This is a genomic window from Pseudomonas spirodelae (assembly GCF_034653255.1).
Classification (GTDB): domain Bacteria; phylum Pseudomonadota; class Gammaproteobacteria; order Pseudomonadales; family Pseudomonadaceae; genus Aquipseudomonas; species Aquipseudomonas spirodelae.
The window spans coordinates 12657-27731 of sequence record NZ_JAYEET010000033.1 but is presented as its reverse complement, the minus strand read 5'-3'; the positions used below and the strand labels follow the sequence as shown (position 1 = coordinate 27731).

General features: G+C 60.6%; 13 protein-coding genes. 6 read left to right on the top strand and 7 right to left on the bottom strand.

What is annotated here, in order from left to right:
• Window positions 1–71: 71 nt before the first annotated feature.
• Window positions 72–959, bottom strand: coding sequence for a DUF6685 family protein (locus SOP97_RS09690; RefSeq protein ID WP_322949077.1), 888 nt, complete (start codon window positions 957–959; stop codon window positions 72–74).
• 150 nt (window positions 960–1109) lie between these two features.
• On the opposite strand from SOP97_RS09690, the gene SOP97_RS09685 reads away from it, so the two are divergent.
• Window positions 1110–1331, top strand: a complete 222-nt coding sequence (locus SOP97_RS09685) for a DUF2835 domain-containing protein (protein WP_274086722.1) — start codon at window positions 1110–1112, stop codon at window positions 1329–1331.
• A gap of 81 nt (window positions 1332–1412) precedes the next feature.
• The gene (locus SOP97_RS09680; RefSeq protein WP_322949076.1) at window positions 1413–2447 is read left to right on the top strand and encodes a quinone-dependent dihydroorotate dehydrogenase; all 1035 of its coding nucleotides are present in this window, start codon (window positions 1413–1415) and stop codon (window positions 2445–2447) included.
• Window positions 2448–2542: 95 nt separating this feature from the next.
• Here SOP97_RS09680 and rmf read toward each other — a convergent pair whose 3' ends face one another.
• Window positions 2543–2758 (bottom strand): ribosome modulation factor, encoded by a 216-nt coding sequence (gene rmf / locus SOP97_RS09675; protein WP_274086720.1) that lies wholly within the window; start codon window positions 2756–2758, stop codon window positions 2543–2545.
• Between the two features lie 425 nt (window positions 2759–3183).
• Between rmf and rlmKL the strand changes: the two genes are divergently transcribed.
• Window positions 3184–5457, top strand: a complete 2274-nt coding sequence (gene rlmKL / locus SOP97_RS09670) for a bifunctional 23S rRNA (guanine(2069)-N(7))-methyltransferase RlmK/23S rRNA (guanine(2445)-N(2))-methyltransferase RlmL (protein ID WP_322949075.1) — start codon at window positions 3184–3186, stop codon at window positions 5455–5457.
• Window positions 5458–5490: 33 nt separating this feature from the next.
• Here the strand turns inward: rlmKL and mnmC are convergent, their stop codons facing one another.
• From mnmC to SOP97_RS09650, 4 genes are all read right to left on the bottom strand, one after another.
• Window positions 5491–7470 (bottom strand): bifunctional tRNA (5-methylaminomethyl-2-thiouridine)(34)-methyltransferase MnmD/FAD-dependent 5-carboxymethylaminomethyl-2-thiouridine(34) oxidoreductase MnmC, encoded by a 1980-nt coding sequence (mnmC, locus tag SOP97_RS09665; protein ID WP_322949074.1) that lies wholly within the window; start codon window positions 7468–7470, stop codon window positions 5491–5493.
• 11 nt (window positions 7471–7481) lie between these two features.
• Window positions 7482–7979: a transcription elongation factor GreB gene (gene greB / locus SOP97_RS09660; protein ID WP_322949073.1), complete on the bottom strand. Its 498-nt coding sequence runs from the start codon at window positions 7977–7979 to the stop codon at window positions 7482–7484.
• Window positions 7980–8066: 87 nt separating this feature from the next.
• Window positions 8067–10565, bottom strand: a complete 2499-nt coding sequence (locus tag SOP97_RS09655; RefSeq protein ID WP_322949072.1) for an ABC transporter permease — start codon at window positions 10563–10565, stop codon at window positions 8067–8069.
• Entirely contained in the window at window positions 10565–11248 is a 684-nt protein-coding gene (locus tag SOP97_RS09650; protein ID WP_322949071.1) for an ABC transporter ATP-binding protein, read from the bottom strand. Before SOP97_RS09650 ends, SOP97_RS09655 begins: the two co-directional genes overlap by 1 nt.
• Before the next feature lie 10 nt (window positions 11249–11258).
• Between SOP97_RS09650 and SOP97_RS09645 the strand changes: the two genes are divergently transcribed.
• From SOP97_RS09645 to SOP97_RS09635, 3 genes are all read left to right on the top strand, one after another.
• The gene (locus tag SOP97_RS09645) at window positions 11259–11864 is read left to right on the top strand and encodes an arylesterase (protein ID WP_274086714.1); all 606 of its coding nucleotides are present in this window, start codon (window positions 11259–11261) and stop codon (window positions 11862–11864) included.
• Between the two features lie 195 nt (window positions 11865–12059).
• Window positions 12060–12341, top strand: coding sequence for a hypothetical protein (locus tag SOP97_RS09640; protein ID WP_274086713.1), 282 nt, complete (start codon window positions 12060–12062; stop codon window positions 12339–12341).
• A 75-nt stretch (window positions 12342–12416) separates the two neighbouring features.
• On the top strand, window positions 12417–13370 hold the full coding sequence (locus tag SOP97_RS09635; protein WP_274086712.1) for a L,D-transpeptidase family protein: 954 nt from the start codon (window positions 12417–12419) through the stop codon (window positions 13368–13370).
• 186 nt (window positions 13371–13556) lie between these two features.
• On the opposite strand, the gene pabB is transcribed toward SOP97_RS09635, so the two are convergent.
• A complete protein-coding gene (gene pabB, locus SOP97_RS09630) occupies window positions 13557–14912 on the bottom strand; it encodes an aminodeoxychorismate synthase component I (protein WP_274086711.1) in 1356 nt (451 codons plus the stop codon).
• Between the last annotated feature and the right edge of the window lie 163 nt (window positions 14913–15075).

Genomic DNA, 15075 nt, shown 5'->3' with positions numbered 1-15075 from the left:
GTAACCGAAAGGGCCCGTTCATTTATGATTTATGAGCGGGCCCTTTCTTTTAAGTACAACTCAGTACTTTGTTATTGCTCGTTATGTGCAAGTCGGTGCAAATACCCAACCACATCCGGCGCCCCCGCCAGGCGCAGACCTTCCCCCAGGGCGGTGGCTTCAGTTGAATGCTTGGGCAGCAGCAGAAACTCAGGTGAACCAGGGGCAGCGAGCAAAGATAGGCGCGCATAAGGCAGGCCCTTATCCAGTAGCAACGCCATAAATGTAGCGTCGCTCCACGACGCACTCGGCATGGCCAGTACATGGTAGTGCTGCTGTAAGTTGGCCAGGCCTTGTTTGCTCAACCGGTATTGGGTCAGTGCGGCAGGCAAGTTGACGTCTAGTTCGCGTCGGCGGGCGTAGGCAATGGCGCAAGCAAACGCTTCATTGTGGTGATCACCAGACCAGAATATACGCTCACCGCGCCAGCTGGCTTGCCGCAGGATGATGCGTTCGCCGGCAAGAAAGCGCGGTAGCGCCAGGCTGATGGTTTTGACGAAGTCCTTATAGCTGATGATGCGTACCTGGCGGCACAACTCGCTGGCGGCGAAGGCCTCAAAGCTGGTGTAGCTCGCTTGCTTAGGATCGCAGTTGGATACGCCATCGATCATGCGCAGGTCGAATGCTGTCAGCTGTTGTTCTTGTGCCTCAATTACCCCAACCAGCATGGCATGCGCTTGGGCTTTGTCTTCCTGTACCGGGCCGGAGAGTGCGCTGCGTGGCAGGTCTAGCAGGCGCTGCAGGGGTGGGCCGTCTTGCCAGCAGATTGTTTCACGCAGTGGTGGCAACGGGGTAAAGGGCAGTTGTAAGCGACTGGCGCGTTCAAGTATTTGGCGTTGCCCGCGACCAATAAAACCCAGTCGTTGCGCCAGGGCACCGAGGCGTGAGCTAAGGGTGGAGGGTTGCTCAGGCAGACTCATGACCGGGTAATAACTCCAAAATCGCCATAGCAAGTGTGGCAGAGCCCGCCGACCGCTGCACAAGCTTTATCGGCGGTATCGGCAGGTTTTTCCCCTAGCATGCGCGCCGCGTATGGCAAGATTACTGCAATGAGTTGCAAAGGTGCCTCCATGCCCAGTCTGGTGTTTGATATTGCGTTATCGGCCGAACGCTTGCGGGCCGTCTATCAGGGACGTGCCAATCGGGTACTTGTGAAAAGCCGCGATGGCCGCAGCGTCAGTGTGCCAGCCCACCATTTTCGGCCGTTTCTAGCCCACGAAGGTGTCTATGGTTCCTTCGAGCTTGAGTTCAGCGCGGCTGGTGAGTTAATCAGTTTGCGTCGTTTGGGCTGATGCTGCCGAGGCGCCTCGCCTATCGGGCGTGCGGCCAGCTATAATCGCGGCCTTTGTTACTTTATCGAGCTAAGCCTGCCCATGTATACCCTGGCCCGCGAGCTGCTGTTTAAACTCTCCCCTGAAGCCTCCCACGAACTTTCCATCGACCTGATCGGTGCCGGCGGTCGTTTGGGGCTTAACGGTTTACTGACCAAAAGACCCGCGGTTCTGCCAGTTAAGGTGATGGGGCTGGAATTCCCTAACCCGGTCGGGTTGGCTGCTGGGCTGGACAAGAATGGCGACGCCATCGACGGCTTTGCTCAGCTGGGCTTTGGCTTTGTTGAAATTGGTACGGTGACGCCGCGTCCGCAGCCAGGTAACCCCAAACCGCGTTTGTTCCGTTTGCCTGAAGCTGAGGCGATCATCAATCGCATGGGTTTCAACAACCACGGTGTTGATCACTTGCTGGCTCGTGTAGACGCGGCCAAATACAAGGGTGTGCTGGGCATCAACATTGGCAAGAACTTCGACACCCCGGTCGAGAACGCAGTGGATGACTACCTGCTGTGCTTGGACAAGGTCTATCAGCACGCCAGCTACGTCACCGTTAACGTCAGCTCGCCGAACACCCCAGGGCTTCGCAGCCTGCAGTTTGGTGACTCGCTCAAGCAATTGCTCGAAGCCTTGCGTCAGCGTCAGGAAGACCTGGCGGCGCAACATGGCAAGCGTGTGCCGCTGGCGATCAAAATTGCCCCGGACATGAGTGATGAAGAAACCATCGAAGTGGCTAATGCGCTTGTTGAAGCTGGTATGGATGCGGTGATTGCCACCAATACCACCTTGAGCCGTGAAGGGGTGCATGGGCTGGAGTGTGCCGATGAGGCCGGCGGGCTGTCCGGCGCACCGGTGCGTGATAGGAGCACTCATATTGTTCAGGTACTGGCCCGCGAGCTGAAAGGGCGTTTGCCGATCATTGCGGTGGGCGGTATTACCGAAGGTAAGCATGCGGCTGAGAAGATCGCCGCCGGTGCTAGTCTGGTGCAAATTTATTCCGGGTTTATCTACAAAGGGCCGGCGTTGATCCGCGAAGCGGTCGATGCAATAGCCGCGCTACCGCACAAACCCCTTAGCTAAAATTGGCAGATGAAAAAAGGGCTCCCTAAGGGAGCCCCTGGGCTCGCGCCCGCCGCTCGGGTGGAGCGTGCTTGGTGAGTCGGTAGGTTCCTTTATCAGCCGACAGCGTGAAGTTCGTTGAGTCGATGGATGCCGGCCGTGCCGGTCATGCCGTCCCAGTTGTCACCGCGGCCTTCGCGCCAGCCGTTTATCCAAGCTTGGCGCACAGAGGGGAGGGTGAAGGGGCAGAGTTCGCGGGATTTACCACTGATGCCGTATTGGTAGCCGCGCAAAAAAGCTCTTTCTAACGGATCACGCTTAAGTCTTCTCATAGGGTGAAGCCCTCAATGTTGACTGTTATGTCCCTTAGACCTTGTCGCAAGGTCAGGCAGAAATAATCTGCCGACGGAGTTCGCTGCCGGCGTCGCGAGCCTCCTTGCCAAGTACCGTTGTGGTATTGGCCTGAGGTGATTTCTAACCAATGCGCGGGTGCCTGTGAATGACCGTTTCGTCATAAGGCCGTAACCTTTTTGAGGGTCAAGCCATAAGGGCGGTGCCAGGCGTCCTGTTTTAATGCTGTAACGCCTATGCTGTGGGCATAGGCGCTGTATGTACTGGTATTTTGCTATCGCGAATTAAGTGCGATTGAGACTGTTGTTTATTCCGACGAAGGGTCGCGCTGCGACGCTTTGTCACTTATTTTGGCTGTGCTGACTTTTCTGTACACCGTTGATTGCCTTAGGCACTGGAACCCCCCATGTCGGATCGTTACGAACTCTTCCTCACCTGCCCCAAGGGCCTTGAAGGCTTGCTGCTCGAAGAAGCCAGCAGCCTCGGCCTTGAAGAGGCGCGTGAGCACACGTCGGCCATTCGTGGCATGGCTGATATGGAAACGGCCTATCGCCTGTGCCTGTGGTCGCGTCTGGCCAACCGCGTGTTGTTGGTGCTCAAACGCTACAGCGTGCAGGACGCGCAGAGCCTGTATGAGGGCGTATTGGAGGTCGACTGGTTCGAGCACCTGGAGTCCACCGGCAGCCTGGCCGTGGAATTCAGCGGCAATGGTTCGGGTATCGACAACACGCATTTCGGTGCGTTGAAGGTCAAGGACGCCATCGTCGACAAGCTGCGTCTGAAAGACGGCACACGGCCATCGGTCGATAAGATCAACCCGGATCTGCGCGTGCATCTGCGTTTGGATCGCGGCGAGGCCATTCTCTCCCTCGACCTCTCAGGCCACAGCCTGCACCAGCGCGGTTATCGTCTGCAGCAGGGCGCTGCGCCACTGAAGGAAAACCTCGCGGCCGCTGTGCTGATCCGTGCCGGTTGGCCGCGCATTGCTGCTGAAGGCGGCGCGCTGGCCGACCCGATGTGCGGTGTCGGCACCTTCTTGGTAGAAGCGGCGATGATTGCCGCCGATATCGCGCCGAACATGACCCGCGAGCAATGGGGGTTTAGCAAATGGCTGGGCCACGTACCGGCCTTGTGGAAAAAGCTGCATGCCGAGGCCGAAGAGCGCGCCGCCGCCGGTATGGCCAAACCGCCATTGTGGATTCGCGGTTACGAAGCCGACCCACGCCTGATTCAGCCGGCACGCAATAACATCGAGCGCGCTGGAATGAGCGATTGGATCAAGGTTTACCAGGGCGAAGTGGCGACCTTTGAGCCACGTCCTGATCAGAACCAGAAAGGTCTGGTGATCTGTAACCCACCCTACGGCGAGCGCCTGGGTGATGAGGCGAGCCTGCTCTACCTCTACCAGAATCTCGGTGAGCGCCTGCGTCAGGCATGCATGGGCTGGGAAGCGGCGGTGTTCACCGGCGCGCCGGACTTGGGCAAGCGCATGGGCATTCGCAGCCACAAGCAATATGCCTTCTGGAACGGCGCATTGCCGTGCAAGTTGCTACTCATCAAAGTCCAGCCTGAGCAGTTCGTCACGGGCGAGCGTCGTACCCCTGAGCAGCGTGAGCGCGAGCGGGAACAGGCTGAGGCTGATAAGGCACCGCTTGAGCCGGTGGAGCGCCAGTACAACAAGAACGGCAACCCAATCAAACCGACCCCTGCACCTGCTCCGGTGGTCGAGCAGGCGCGCCTAAGCGAAGGCGGGCAGATGTTTGCCAACCGTTTGCAGAAGAACCTCAAGCAGTTGGGCAAGTGGGCGCGCAAGGAAGGCGTTGAGTGCTACCGCCTGTATGACGCCGATATGCCGGAATATTCCATGGCAGTGGATTTGTATGGTGATTGGGTGCATGTGCAGGAATATGCGGCGCCCAAGTCGATTGATCCGGAGAAAGCCAAGGCGCGCATGTTTGATGCCATCGCCGCAATTCCGCAGGCCTTGGGTGTCGACAAGAGCAAGGTGGTGGTCAAGCGTCGCGAGCGCCAGAGCGGCACCAAGCAGTACCAGCGTCAGGCCACCCAAGGGCAGTTTTTGGAGGTCAACGAAGGCGGCGTAAAACTGCTGGTTAACCTCACCGACTACCTGGATACCGGTCTGTTCCTCGATCACCGTCCGCTGCGTTTGCGCATTCAGAAAGAGGCGTCTGGTAAGCGTTTCCTCAACCTGTTCTGCTACACCGCCACGGCCACCGTGCATGCGGCCAAGGGCGGCGCGCGCACCACCACCAGCGTTGACTTGTCGAAAACCTATCTGGACTGGGCGCGCCGCAACCTCTCGCTCAATGGCTATTCGGATAAGAACAAGCTCGAACAAGGTGACGTGATGGCCTGGTTGGCCGAGGATCGTGGCGAGTACGAGCTGATCTTTATTGATCCGCCTACCTTCTCCAACTCCAAGCGCATGGAAGGCATCTTCGACATCCAGCGCGACCATGTGCAGATGCTCGACCTTGCCATGGCCCGCCTGGCCAAAGATGGGGTGCTGTATTTCTCCAATAACTTCCGCAAGTTCGAGCTCGATGCGAGCCTGGCTGCGCGTTATCAGGTGGAAGACATCAGCGAATCAACCCTCGACCCTGACTTTGCCCGCAACCCGAAAATCCACCGCGCCTGGCGCCTTACCCTGCGCGGTTGATGAGCTGTGCGCCTGCTCGCAGGCGCACAAGCGTTATGGCTTGTTGCGGATTAGCGTACGCAAGGCGAAGCGGTTGGGATGGCAGGCCTGCGCCACATCGGCAGGCACTGGCAGTGGCTCGTCGTTCAGCCAGGCGGCAATCAGCTCGCCTGACAGCGGTGCGGTGATCAACCCGCGTGAGCCATGCCCGCTGTTGATATACAGGCCGTCGAGCCAGGGGCAGGGTGTATCTGGGTTTTGGCGGGCATCCTTGCTCAGCACCGCATAGGCCTCGCTAAAAGCTGCTGTATCGGCGAGCGGGCCGACAATCGGCAGGTAGTCGGGGCTGGTGCAGCGAAACGCGGCGCGGCCTTGTAGGTGATCAGGCGCTAATTCAGCGGCATTAAGCTGCTTGGCCAGTTCAGGCGATATCTCTTCTAATAACTGCAGGTTGCTCGCGTGATCGGCGCTGTTTAGCGCCAGGTCGTCGCTGTTGAAGTCAAAGCTTGCGCCTAGGGTGTGCTCGCCCTGGCGTTCGGGGGCGACATAGCCTTCTGCGCACACCACGGTGCTTAGCGAGCGACTGGCTGCTGTAGCGGGCAGGCGGCTGATCTGTCCGCGGATACGTTTCAGGGGCAAGTGCGCGGCTTGACTAAAGCGCTTGATCTCGGCGGCGCTGGCCAGCACCACCACGCTGGCACTGGCCAGTAGCTGTTCGCCATTCCAGGCCTGCCAACGGTCACCGTCACGGCGCAGTTCTAGCGCTTCCTGGTGCAGTTGCAGCTGAATCGTCGGCTGCTGGCTGAGCAGTTCACACAGTGCTGGAGGGTGAACCCATCCCGCCTCAGGGTAGAATAGGCCGCCGGCAGGCAGGGCAATACCGGCTTTGGCTTCGGCAGCGTTTTTGTCCAGGTTGGTCAGCAAGTCGGCGGGGAACGCCGTAGTAAGTTGGTTCTGGCGCTGCGCTTCCTTGTCATCGAAAGCCAGTTGCAGCACGCCGCAATTATCCCAGTGCTGCTTTTTCTGCAGGCCCTCCAGCAGCCGGCGGGTGTGGCCGTAACCGCTGACAATCAGACGCGAGAGCGTGGTGTGATGGGCCGAGAGCTTGAGATAAAGCACGCCTTGCGGGTTACCCGAGGCTTCCTGGGCGATGGCGTTATGGCGTTCCAGTAGGGTGACCTGCCAGCCGCGTTGGGCCAGACTGGCAGCAGTGGCGCAGCCCGCCAGGCCTGCACCAATGACTAGCGCGCTGCGCTCCTCGGTTGGTGGTGTGGGGCGGGCAAACCAGGGTTTGTGCTGCACGGCTACGCTGCCGACATACGTTCCCTTGAGCACTTCCCATTTCTTCCCCAGGCCTGGTACGCGCTTCATTTTGAAACCGGCATCGTTCAGGCTGCGGCGCACATAGCCGGTGCTGGTAAAGGTGCCCAGCGTGGTGCTGGCGTGCGACAACCGCGCCAGCTCAGTAAACAGCTCCGGCGTCCACATGTCCGGGTTCTTCGCTGGGGCGAAGCCGTCGAGAAACCAGGCGTCGACCCTGGCGTCCAGCTGGCCCAGCAGCTCCAGCGCATCACCAATCAGCAGGGTGAGCACGACGCGCCCGCCGGCAAACACCAGGCGCTGAAAGCCTGGGTGCAGCGCCACGTATTGCGCCAGCAGCTGCTCGGCGTAGGGCGCCAGTTCAGGCCACAGGGCTAGGGCGCGCTGCAGGTCGGCTTTGTTTAGCGGGTATTTTTCCACGCTGACAAAATGCAGGTGGGCACCTGTTACAGCCTGTTGTTCGAACAGCTGCCAGGCGCAGAGGAAATTCAGCCCGGTGCCAAAACCGGTTTCGCCAATGACGAGGTGCTCGTGCGCCTGCAGCGCCGCGAAGCGTTCAGGCAGCTGGTTATTGGCAAGAAATACGTAGCGTGTTTCGGCCAGTCCATTCTCATTGGAGAAGTACACGTCAGCGAAATGGCTGGACAGCGGTTGACCCTGCTCATCCCATTCAAGGCAAGCTTGCTGGGTGGGGGTATCAGCGGTGGAGGGCATGCTTGGCTCGTTCACGGGTAGTCGATGGCCACGATGTACCAGGTCTTCTCGCCAGTCGGGGTGTTTACCCGCACTTCGGCGTCCAGACTTTTGCCGATCAGGGCGCGGGCCAGGGGGGAGTCGATGCTGATTAGGTTGTTTTTCAGGTCCAGCTCGTCGGGGCCGATGATGCGGTAGCGCGCCTCGCTGCCTTCTTCATCTTCCAGGGTGACCCAGGCGCCGAAGTAGACCTTATCCGGGTCGCTGGGGCGGGTGCTGACGACCTTGAGGTTTTCCAGGCGTTTGGTCAAAAAACGGACGCGGCTGTCGATCTCGCGCAGCATTTTCTTGCCGTAGGTGTACTCGGCGTTTTCCGATCTATCGCCTTGCGCAGCGGCTTCGCTGACCGATTGGGTGACCTGCGGGCGCCGCACATGCCACAGCTCATGCAGCTCGGCACGCATGCGCGCCTCGCCCTCGGGGGTAATCAACGGTGTGCCAGCGGAGCGGGGTGGGCGGTAGCGACTCATAAGAACCTGTTTAACGTCTGCTGTGTGTCTGCCTGCTGGGTTAAAAGCAGGCTCGCAGACGGCAGAGAAAAGTGAGGCGCGAGTCTATCAGCCCTCGCGCAACACCGTCAGCGGGCTGATATTTAACGCCCGGCGTGTGCCGAGAATACCGGCGCCGCCCACCAGTAAGGCGCCAATTAACGGCAGCAACAGCAACCAGGGATGCGGCTGCCAGGCTAGATCGAAGGCAAAGCGGTAGAGCAGGAAGCTGATCAGCTCACAGCCAAATGCCGCCAACAGCCCACTCGAAGCACCTAACAGGCCGAATTCGGCGCGGCGCGCCTTGATCAGCAGTCTGCGCTCGGCCCCCAAGGCGCGCAGCAGCGCGCCCTGGCGAATGCGCTCATCCAGCGTGGACTGCAGCCCAGCGAACAGCACGGCAAGCCCGGCCGCCAACACGAACAGCAGAACGAACTCGATGGCCAGGGTGACCTGCGCGAGGATGCTGCGCAGCTGTGCCAACAGGGCTTCGACCTGCAGCAAGGTCACGGCCGGGAAGGCGCGTGACAACGCCACCAGTTGCTGCTCCTGCTGCGGCGGCAGGTAGAAGCTGGTCAGGTAAGTGACTGGCAGGTCCTGCAGGGTGCCGGGCTGGAAGATCATGTAGAAATTGGGCTGGAAATTGTTCCAGTCGACTTCGCGCAGGCTGCTGACCACCGCATCACGGTTGAGGCCGCCGACGCTGAAGCTCAGGCGGTCGCCGAGTTTCAGTTGCAGGCTCTCGGCCAGCTCAGACTCCACCGATACGCCTGGAAACTCGCCGCTGTCGGCCTCGCGCCACCAGCTGCCCGCGACGAGGGTGTTGTCCGCGGGTAGGTCTGCTGCCCAGGTCAGGCTAAGGTCACGGCGAATCGCGCGCTCACCTTGCGACTCTTTGCTGACGATCTGCCGTACCGGTTCGCCATTGATCATCACCAGGCGGCCGGGCACCACCGGGAAGAGCGGTGCGGGGTGGGGTGACAGTTCGCTCAGGCGAGCACTGAAGGCATCTTTATCCGCCGGTAGGATATTCAGGGCGAAGTGGTTGGGTGCTTGTTCGGGCAGTTGATCTTGCCAGGTGTCGAGTAGCTCACCGCGTAGTAGGGCAATCAGCGCCATGGACAGGATGATCAAGCCAAACGCCAGCGTCTGGCCCGCTGCGGCGAGTGGGTTACGCAGCAGTTGGCCCAGCCCCAGTCGCCAGGGCAGCGAGACACCGGCCAGCAGGCGACGCAGGCTTTGTAGGCTGAGCAGGATTAAACCGCCGAGTACCGCCGCGGTCACCAGGCCGCCGCCGAGCAGGGCAAAGGTCAATTGCAGGTCGAGGCTCAAGCGCCACATGATCAGGCCTAGGGCCAGCAAGGCGGCGCCATACACCAGCCAGGAGCTGGCGGGTACGGGCAGCAAGTCGCGGCGCAGAACCCGCAGCGGCGGTACGCGGCCCAGTGCGGCCAAGGGCGGCAAGGCAAAGCCAGCGAGGGCGACCAGCCCTGTGGCCATGCCGGCCACGGCGGGCCACAGACCGCCAGGGGGAATCTGCGCGGGCAGCAGGTCCTGCAGCAGGTTGAAGAGTGCCAGCTGGGAAAGCCAACCCAGCCCCGCGCCGATCAGGCTGGCCGTTATGCCTAGCAGCGCCAGTTGCAGGCTGAACAGGCTGAGTGCCTGCTTACGTGACAGCCCGAGACAGCGCAGCAGCGCGCTGGCATCGAAACGCCTGGCGGCAAAGCGGGCGGCCGACAAGGCTACGGCAACCCCAGCGAGCAATACGGCCGCGAGGCTGGCGAGGTTCAGATAACGTTCCGCGCGGCCCAAGGCGTTGCCGACCTGGCGATTGCCATCTTTGGCATCTTCCAGGCGCTGGTTGGCGGCAAGGGTGATGTTCTGGCGATACTGCGCCAAGGCATCGCTGTCGCCCCGCCACAGTTCTTGATAGCGCACGCGGCTGCCGGGCTGCACTACGCCGGTGGCGGCCAGGTCATCGAGGTGCATCAGCAGGTGCGGGGTCAGGCTATAGAAGTCGCCGGCTTCATCTGGCAGGAAGGTCAGCACGCGGGTCAGGCGCAGGGTTTTCGCGCCGACTTCCACGCTGTCGCCGGGTTTAAGGTTAAGCGCGACAAACAGCCGGGCTTCGGCCCAGGCTTCGCCGGGCTGCGGCCCAGGACCGGTTTGTTCGGCGTCGTAGAGCGCGGCGGCGCTTTTCAATTCGCCGCGTAATGGATAGGCGCTGTCCGCCGCTTTGACGCTGGCCAGCTGAATACCGGAGTCGCTGACGATCACACTGGAGAACTCGACCAACTGGGCATGCTCAAGCCCCAGTTGTTTACCGCTGCTGATTTGCTCGGGTGAGCTGGGCGAGCTGCCCGTCAGGCGCAGGTCTGCCGCCAGAAACTCGGTGGCGCGCAGCAGCATGCCGTCATTCAGGCGTGCGCTGAAGTAGCCAATGGCCGTGCTGGCGGCGACCGCAATCAGCAGGGCGAAAAACAGTACGCGCAGCTCGCCCGCGCGGGCATCGCGTAGCAATTGGCGGCTGGCGAGGGAGAGCAGGCGGGTAAACGGCAGGTGGTTCATCAGGGTTCCACGTGGTCGACCAAGTGGCCGCCTTCAAGACGGATCAGGCGATGGCAGCGGTGCGCCAGACGCTCGTCATGAGTGACCAGGACCAGGGTCGCGCCGCGCTCCTTGTTCAGCTCGAACAACAAATCGCTAATGCGTTCACCGGTATGGCTGTCGAGGTTGCCGGTGGGTTCGTCGGCAAACAGCACCGCCGGTTCTGCGGCGAAGGCGCGGGCGATGGCCACACGCTGTTGTTCCCCCCCCGAGAGTTGACGTGGGTAGTGAGTCAGGCGCTGGCCCAGACCAACCCGTTCCAGCAGGGTTCGCGCGCGCTGGCGGGCATCGGCACGGCCTTCGAGTTCGAGCGGCAACATGACGTTTTCCAGGGCATTAAGGCTGTCGAGCAACTGGAAAGACTGGAAGACAAAGCCGACGTGCTCGGCGCGCACGCGGGCGCGCTGGTCTTCGTCGAGGCTAGCGAGGTCGTTACCGGCCAACACAACGCTGCCGCTGCTGGGCAGGTCAAGGCCGGCAAGTAGGCCGAGTAGGGTGGATTTACCCGAGCCAGAGCTGCCAACAATCGCCAAGCTGTCACCAGAGGCAAGCTCCAGTGACAGGTCATGGAGTATGGTGAGTTCGCCTTCCGTGCTGGGGACCACTTTGCTAAGGTTTCGCGCGGTGAGAATACTTGAGCTCATGGAGAATCCAATGCGTAAGTGGTTGATCGGTACTGCCCTGAGCCTGCTGCTTTGGGGGCCGGCGGCGTTCGCGGATACCGTACTGGTCGTCGGCGATAGTATCAGCGCGGCTTTTGGCCTGGATACCCGCCAGGGCTGGGTCGCTTTGCTGGAAAAACGCCTGGTTGAGCAGGGTTTTGACCATCGAGTGGTCAATGCCTCGATCAGTGGCGATACCAGTGCAGGCGGTGCCGCGCGGCTGCCTGCGCTACTTACAGAGCATCAGCCGGAGCTGGTGATTATCGAGCTGGGGGGGAACGATGGCCTGCGTGGTCAGCCGCCGATGCAATTGCAACAAAACCTTGCGGCCATGGTTGAGCAATCACAAAAGGTAGGAGCCAAAGTGCTGATTTTGGGCATGCGCTTACCACCTAATTACGGTGTGCGCTACACCACGGCGTTCGCTGAGGTGTTTCCCCAAGTCGCCGCTGAGACTGGTGCTGAGTTGGTGCCTTTTGTGCTGGAGGGCATCGGTGGCGTGCCTTCCATGGTGCAGAGTGATGGTATTCACCCGACCGCTGAAGCCCAGCCTCGACTGTTAGATAACGTCTGGCCGCTGCTAAAACCGATGCTTTGACGTACACCCTAGAGAGGATCAGGAAGGCCCGATTGTACTGAGTGGGCATGCCGCGATGCTAAATCATGTCATCCAGTTACCTGGGCTCTACTTCACGCGGCTGAATAAGCCTGGTTAGCCCTAAAACCTTTGTCTGAGAGGCTTTTCTGTAGGCTGCCTTTCGGCTAATGTGGCGCCCCCGCACTGGAGCCCTCAATGCCGCGTCCTGCCTGGTCCTTGCATGCCTATCAACTGATCGAACCTGACGAGCAGCTCGACTTGTTCGCCTGCCGAGAGGCGCGCGTGCACCTGCTCGCGCGTCAGCTTGAATTAGGCGAGTTCGCCGACCGAACGCTGTGTGGTGGTTTACTGCCTGCGCAGCCGTTATGGCGTGATCTGAGCAAAGCCGTGCTGCGTGATAAACGCTTGTGCCCGGCTTGTCGCGCGAGGCTGGATGCGCAGAAGCGCGGTGATCGTCCTGCGTTGCCCGTGAGCTGAGGTATCCCGGCAGTTGATCAACCGGTGTACACTCGCCATTTACCTTCACCCACTATTTTCGTCAGGAATTCTCGGATGTTGTCGCGTGCTTTTGCCGTTACCCGCTGCCTGCCTCTCGCTGCTGTCTTCGCGGTAGCGTCTGCCAATGCGCTTGAGCTTCCTTTGCCGCCGCCTGGCGAGGACATCGTTGGCGAGGTGCAGGTCATCAAGGCCAAATATGAGGACACCTTTGCCGATTTAGGTGTGGTCAATGACCTGGGTTATCTGGAAATGGTGATCGCCAACCCGGGTGTTGACGCCTGGTTGCCGGGTGAAGGGACTGAGATCATTCTGCCGACGCGTTTTATCCTGCCGCCAGGCCCGCGTGAAGGTGTGGTGATCAACTTGGCTGAGTACCGTCTGTACTACTACCCCAAAGGCGGCAATGTGGTGCACACCTATCCGCTGGGTATTGGTCGCGAGGGCTGGAGTTCGCCGGTGGCTGATGCGCGCATTACAGCCAAAACGCCGAACCCGGGCTGGACGCCACCCAAGTCGATTCTGGCAGAGCATGCGGCAGCAGGTGACCCGCTGCCGGCCTATGTGCCGCCTGGACCAGATAACCCGCTGGGCCCCTATAAACTGGGCCTGTCGGTGCCGGGCTATCTGATCCACGGCTCGAACAAAAAGTTCGGTATCGGTATGCGCGTCAGCCACGGTTGTTTCCGCATGCTTAACCATAACGTGCTGAAACTGGCGTCGATGGTGTCGGTCGGTACGCCGGTGCGCATCATCAACGAGCCTTACAAGTTTGGCCGCAGTGGCGGCAAGGTCTATCTGGAGGCGCACGCGCCGCTGGATGAGACTGGAGAGGTTTCGGTCGTCGATAAGCACACCGCGGTGATCAATGCGCTGCTGAAAAACGACGAATTTGCCGATCTGCGTCTGGATTGGGAAGTGCTGCGTGAAGTGGTTGCTGCGGAAGATGGCCTGCCGGTTGAGATCGCCCAGCCTGGTGAGGCTGTCGTGGCTGGCGAGCCGGCAATCTAATCGACTGCATTCAAAAGCCCGCCATGCCGCGCGCTGGCGGGTTAATTAGGCGGATACCCAAACACCCTGCGAGGGCTAGGCCTTCGCAGGGTGTTTAGTTTTTGCTGGGCATCATCGGCGCGCTTCTGTGGCGAACGACTGCTATCGGCAAAGACTCGGCAAGCAAAAGCCTGTCCTGTATTGCGTTCAATCGCAGAAACGCTCCAAGGTTTGCAGCAGCACTTTGACCTTGGTGATGGACTCCTGATATTCGGCGTGGCCGTCAGAGTCAGCGACGATGCCGCCGCCGCCCCAGCAGCTGATCTGACCGTCTTTGGCCAGCAGGCTGCGGATGGCGATGGAACTGTCCATTTCGCCGCGCACATCCAGGTACAGCAGTGAGCCGCAATACAGTGCACGGCGCGTGGGCTCGAGCTCATCGATGATCTGCATTGCGCGAATCTTTGGCGCGCCGGTAATCGAACCGCCGGGGAAGCTGCCGGCGATCAGGTCCAGCGCATCTTTATCCGGTGCCAGTTCGCCGGTGACGGCGCTGACCAAATGGTGCACGTTGGGGTAGCTCTCCAAGGCGAAGAGTTCCGGCACTCGCACCGAGCCGACTTTGCAGCTGCGCCCCAGGTCATTACGCAGCAGGTCGACAATCATCAGGTTCTCTGCGCGGTCTTTGCTGCTGTCGAGCAGGGCGTCGGCCTCGGCTTGGTCCTGCTGCGGATCTGTATGGCGAGGGCGGGTGCCCTTGATGGGGCGGGTTTCGACCTGGCCTTCGCTGAGGCGCAAGAAGCGCTCCGGTGACAGGCTGATGATTGCCCCACCGTTCGGCAGCGTTTGATAGCCCGAGAACGGTGTCGGGCAGGCGGCGCGCAGTGCCTGGTAGGCAGTCCACGTCGAGCCCTGGTAGTTCGCCCGAAAACGCTGGGTAAGGTTCACCTGGTAGCAGTCGCCAGCCTGGATGTAGGCCTGAATTCGCGCCAGGCGCTGCAGGTACTGCTCTTCGGTGATGTCGTGCTGGAAGCGTTGCAGCAGCTTGAACGGTTGCGGCTCGGGTGTCGGCGCTGATGGCTGGGTGAACAACAGGCTCAGGCGCTGGTGTTCGGCTGCCGGCAGGTTTGGGTGAAATACCAATTGGCTGCGCTGCTGTTGGTGATCGGTCACCAGGGCCCAGGCATAAACACCAAAGCGGGCGTCGGCCAGGTCGAGGTCATCGAAAGCTTCGCTCGGGAGGTGCTCCAGTCGGCGGCCGAAGTCATAACTCAAGTAGCCGATTAGCCCACCAACGAATGGCAGGGGCGTGTCGGCGGGTGCTTCGGCTTTACCCAGCGCGTTGAGGCTCTGGCGCAGGCGTTGTAGGAAGGCCTCGGCCGTTTCGTCAGGCGTTGGCAGCAATTCAGCCAGTGGCCAGGCACTCATAAGGTCGTAGCGCCCGCGTTGTGCGGTCGGCCGTCCGGCATCCAGCAGCACGGCGCCCGGGGCATCCAGGATGCTGCTGAAATAGTGAGAAGGGTCTGCTTGATAGGGCAGTGGCAGTACAAGGCAAGTAGGCATATGACAGCTTCGAGTGCGCGGATGGCGATTGTAGAGCGTCGCCGGTATTCGTCCTAGAGCAGTGCATTGCTTTGCTCTGTTACTGAGAGGTTTAGTGGGCGCATCGTCGGGTGGTGCGATGTGTCTCAAACAACATACGGCCAGGCAGGGTTGAAAACAAAAC

Excerpts from the sequence above, each read along its gene's own strand:
- SOP97_RS09680 (WP_322949076.1), top strand. The coding sequence starts at position 1,413 with ATGTATACCCTGGCCCGCGAGCTGCTGTTTAAACTCTCCCCTGAAGCC.
- mnmC (WP_322949074.1), bottom strand. The coding sequence starts at position 7,470 with ATGCCCTCCACCGCTGATACCCCCACCCAGCAAGCTTGCCTTGAATGG.
- SOP97_RS09685 (WP_274086722.1), top strand. The coding sequence starts at position 1,110 with ATGCCCAGTCTGGTGTTTGATATTGCGTTATCGGCCGAACGCTTGCGG.
- pabB (WP_274086711.1), bottom strand. The coding sequence starts at position 14,912 with ATGCCTACTTGCCTTGTACTGCCACTGCCCTATCAAGCAGACCCTTCT.
- SOP97_RS09690 (WP_322949077.1), bottom strand. The coding sequence starts at position 959 with ATGAGTCTGCCTGAGCAACCCTCCACCCTTAGCTCACGCCTCGGTGCC.
- SOP97_RS09640 (WP_274086713.1), top strand. The coding sequence starts at position 12,060 with ATGCCGCGTCCTGCCTGGTCCTTGCATGCCTATCAACTGATCGAACCT.
- SOP97_RS09655 (WP_322949072.1), bottom strand. The coding sequence starts at position 10,565 with ATGAACCACCTGCCGTTTACCCGCCTGCTCTCCCTCGCCAGCCGCCAA.
- rmf (WP_274086720.1), bottom strand. The coding sequence starts at position 2,758 with ATGAGAAGACTTAAGCGTGATCCGTTAGAAAGAGCTTTTTTGCGCGGC.
- SOP97_RS09635 (WP_274086712.1), top strand. The coding sequence starts at position 12,417 with ATGTTGTCGCGTGCTTTTGCCGTTACCCGCTGCCTGCCTCTCGCTGCT.
- SOP97_RS09650 (WP_322949071.1), bottom strand. The coding sequence starts at position 11,248 with ATGAGCTCAAGTATTCTCACCGCGCGAAACCTTAGCAAAGTGGTCCCC.
- greB (WP_322949073.1), bottom strand. The coding sequence starts at position 7,979 with ATGAGTCGCTACCGCCCACCCCGCTCCGCTGGCACACCGTTGATTACC.
- rlmKL (WP_322949075.1), top strand. The coding sequence starts at position 3,184 with ATGTCGGATCGTTACGAACTCTTCCTCACCTGCCCCAAGGGCCTTGAA.
- SOP97_RS09645 (WP_274086714.1), top strand. The coding sequence starts at position 11,259 with ATGCGTAAGTGGTTGATCGGTACTGCCCTGAGCCTGCTGCTTTGGGGG.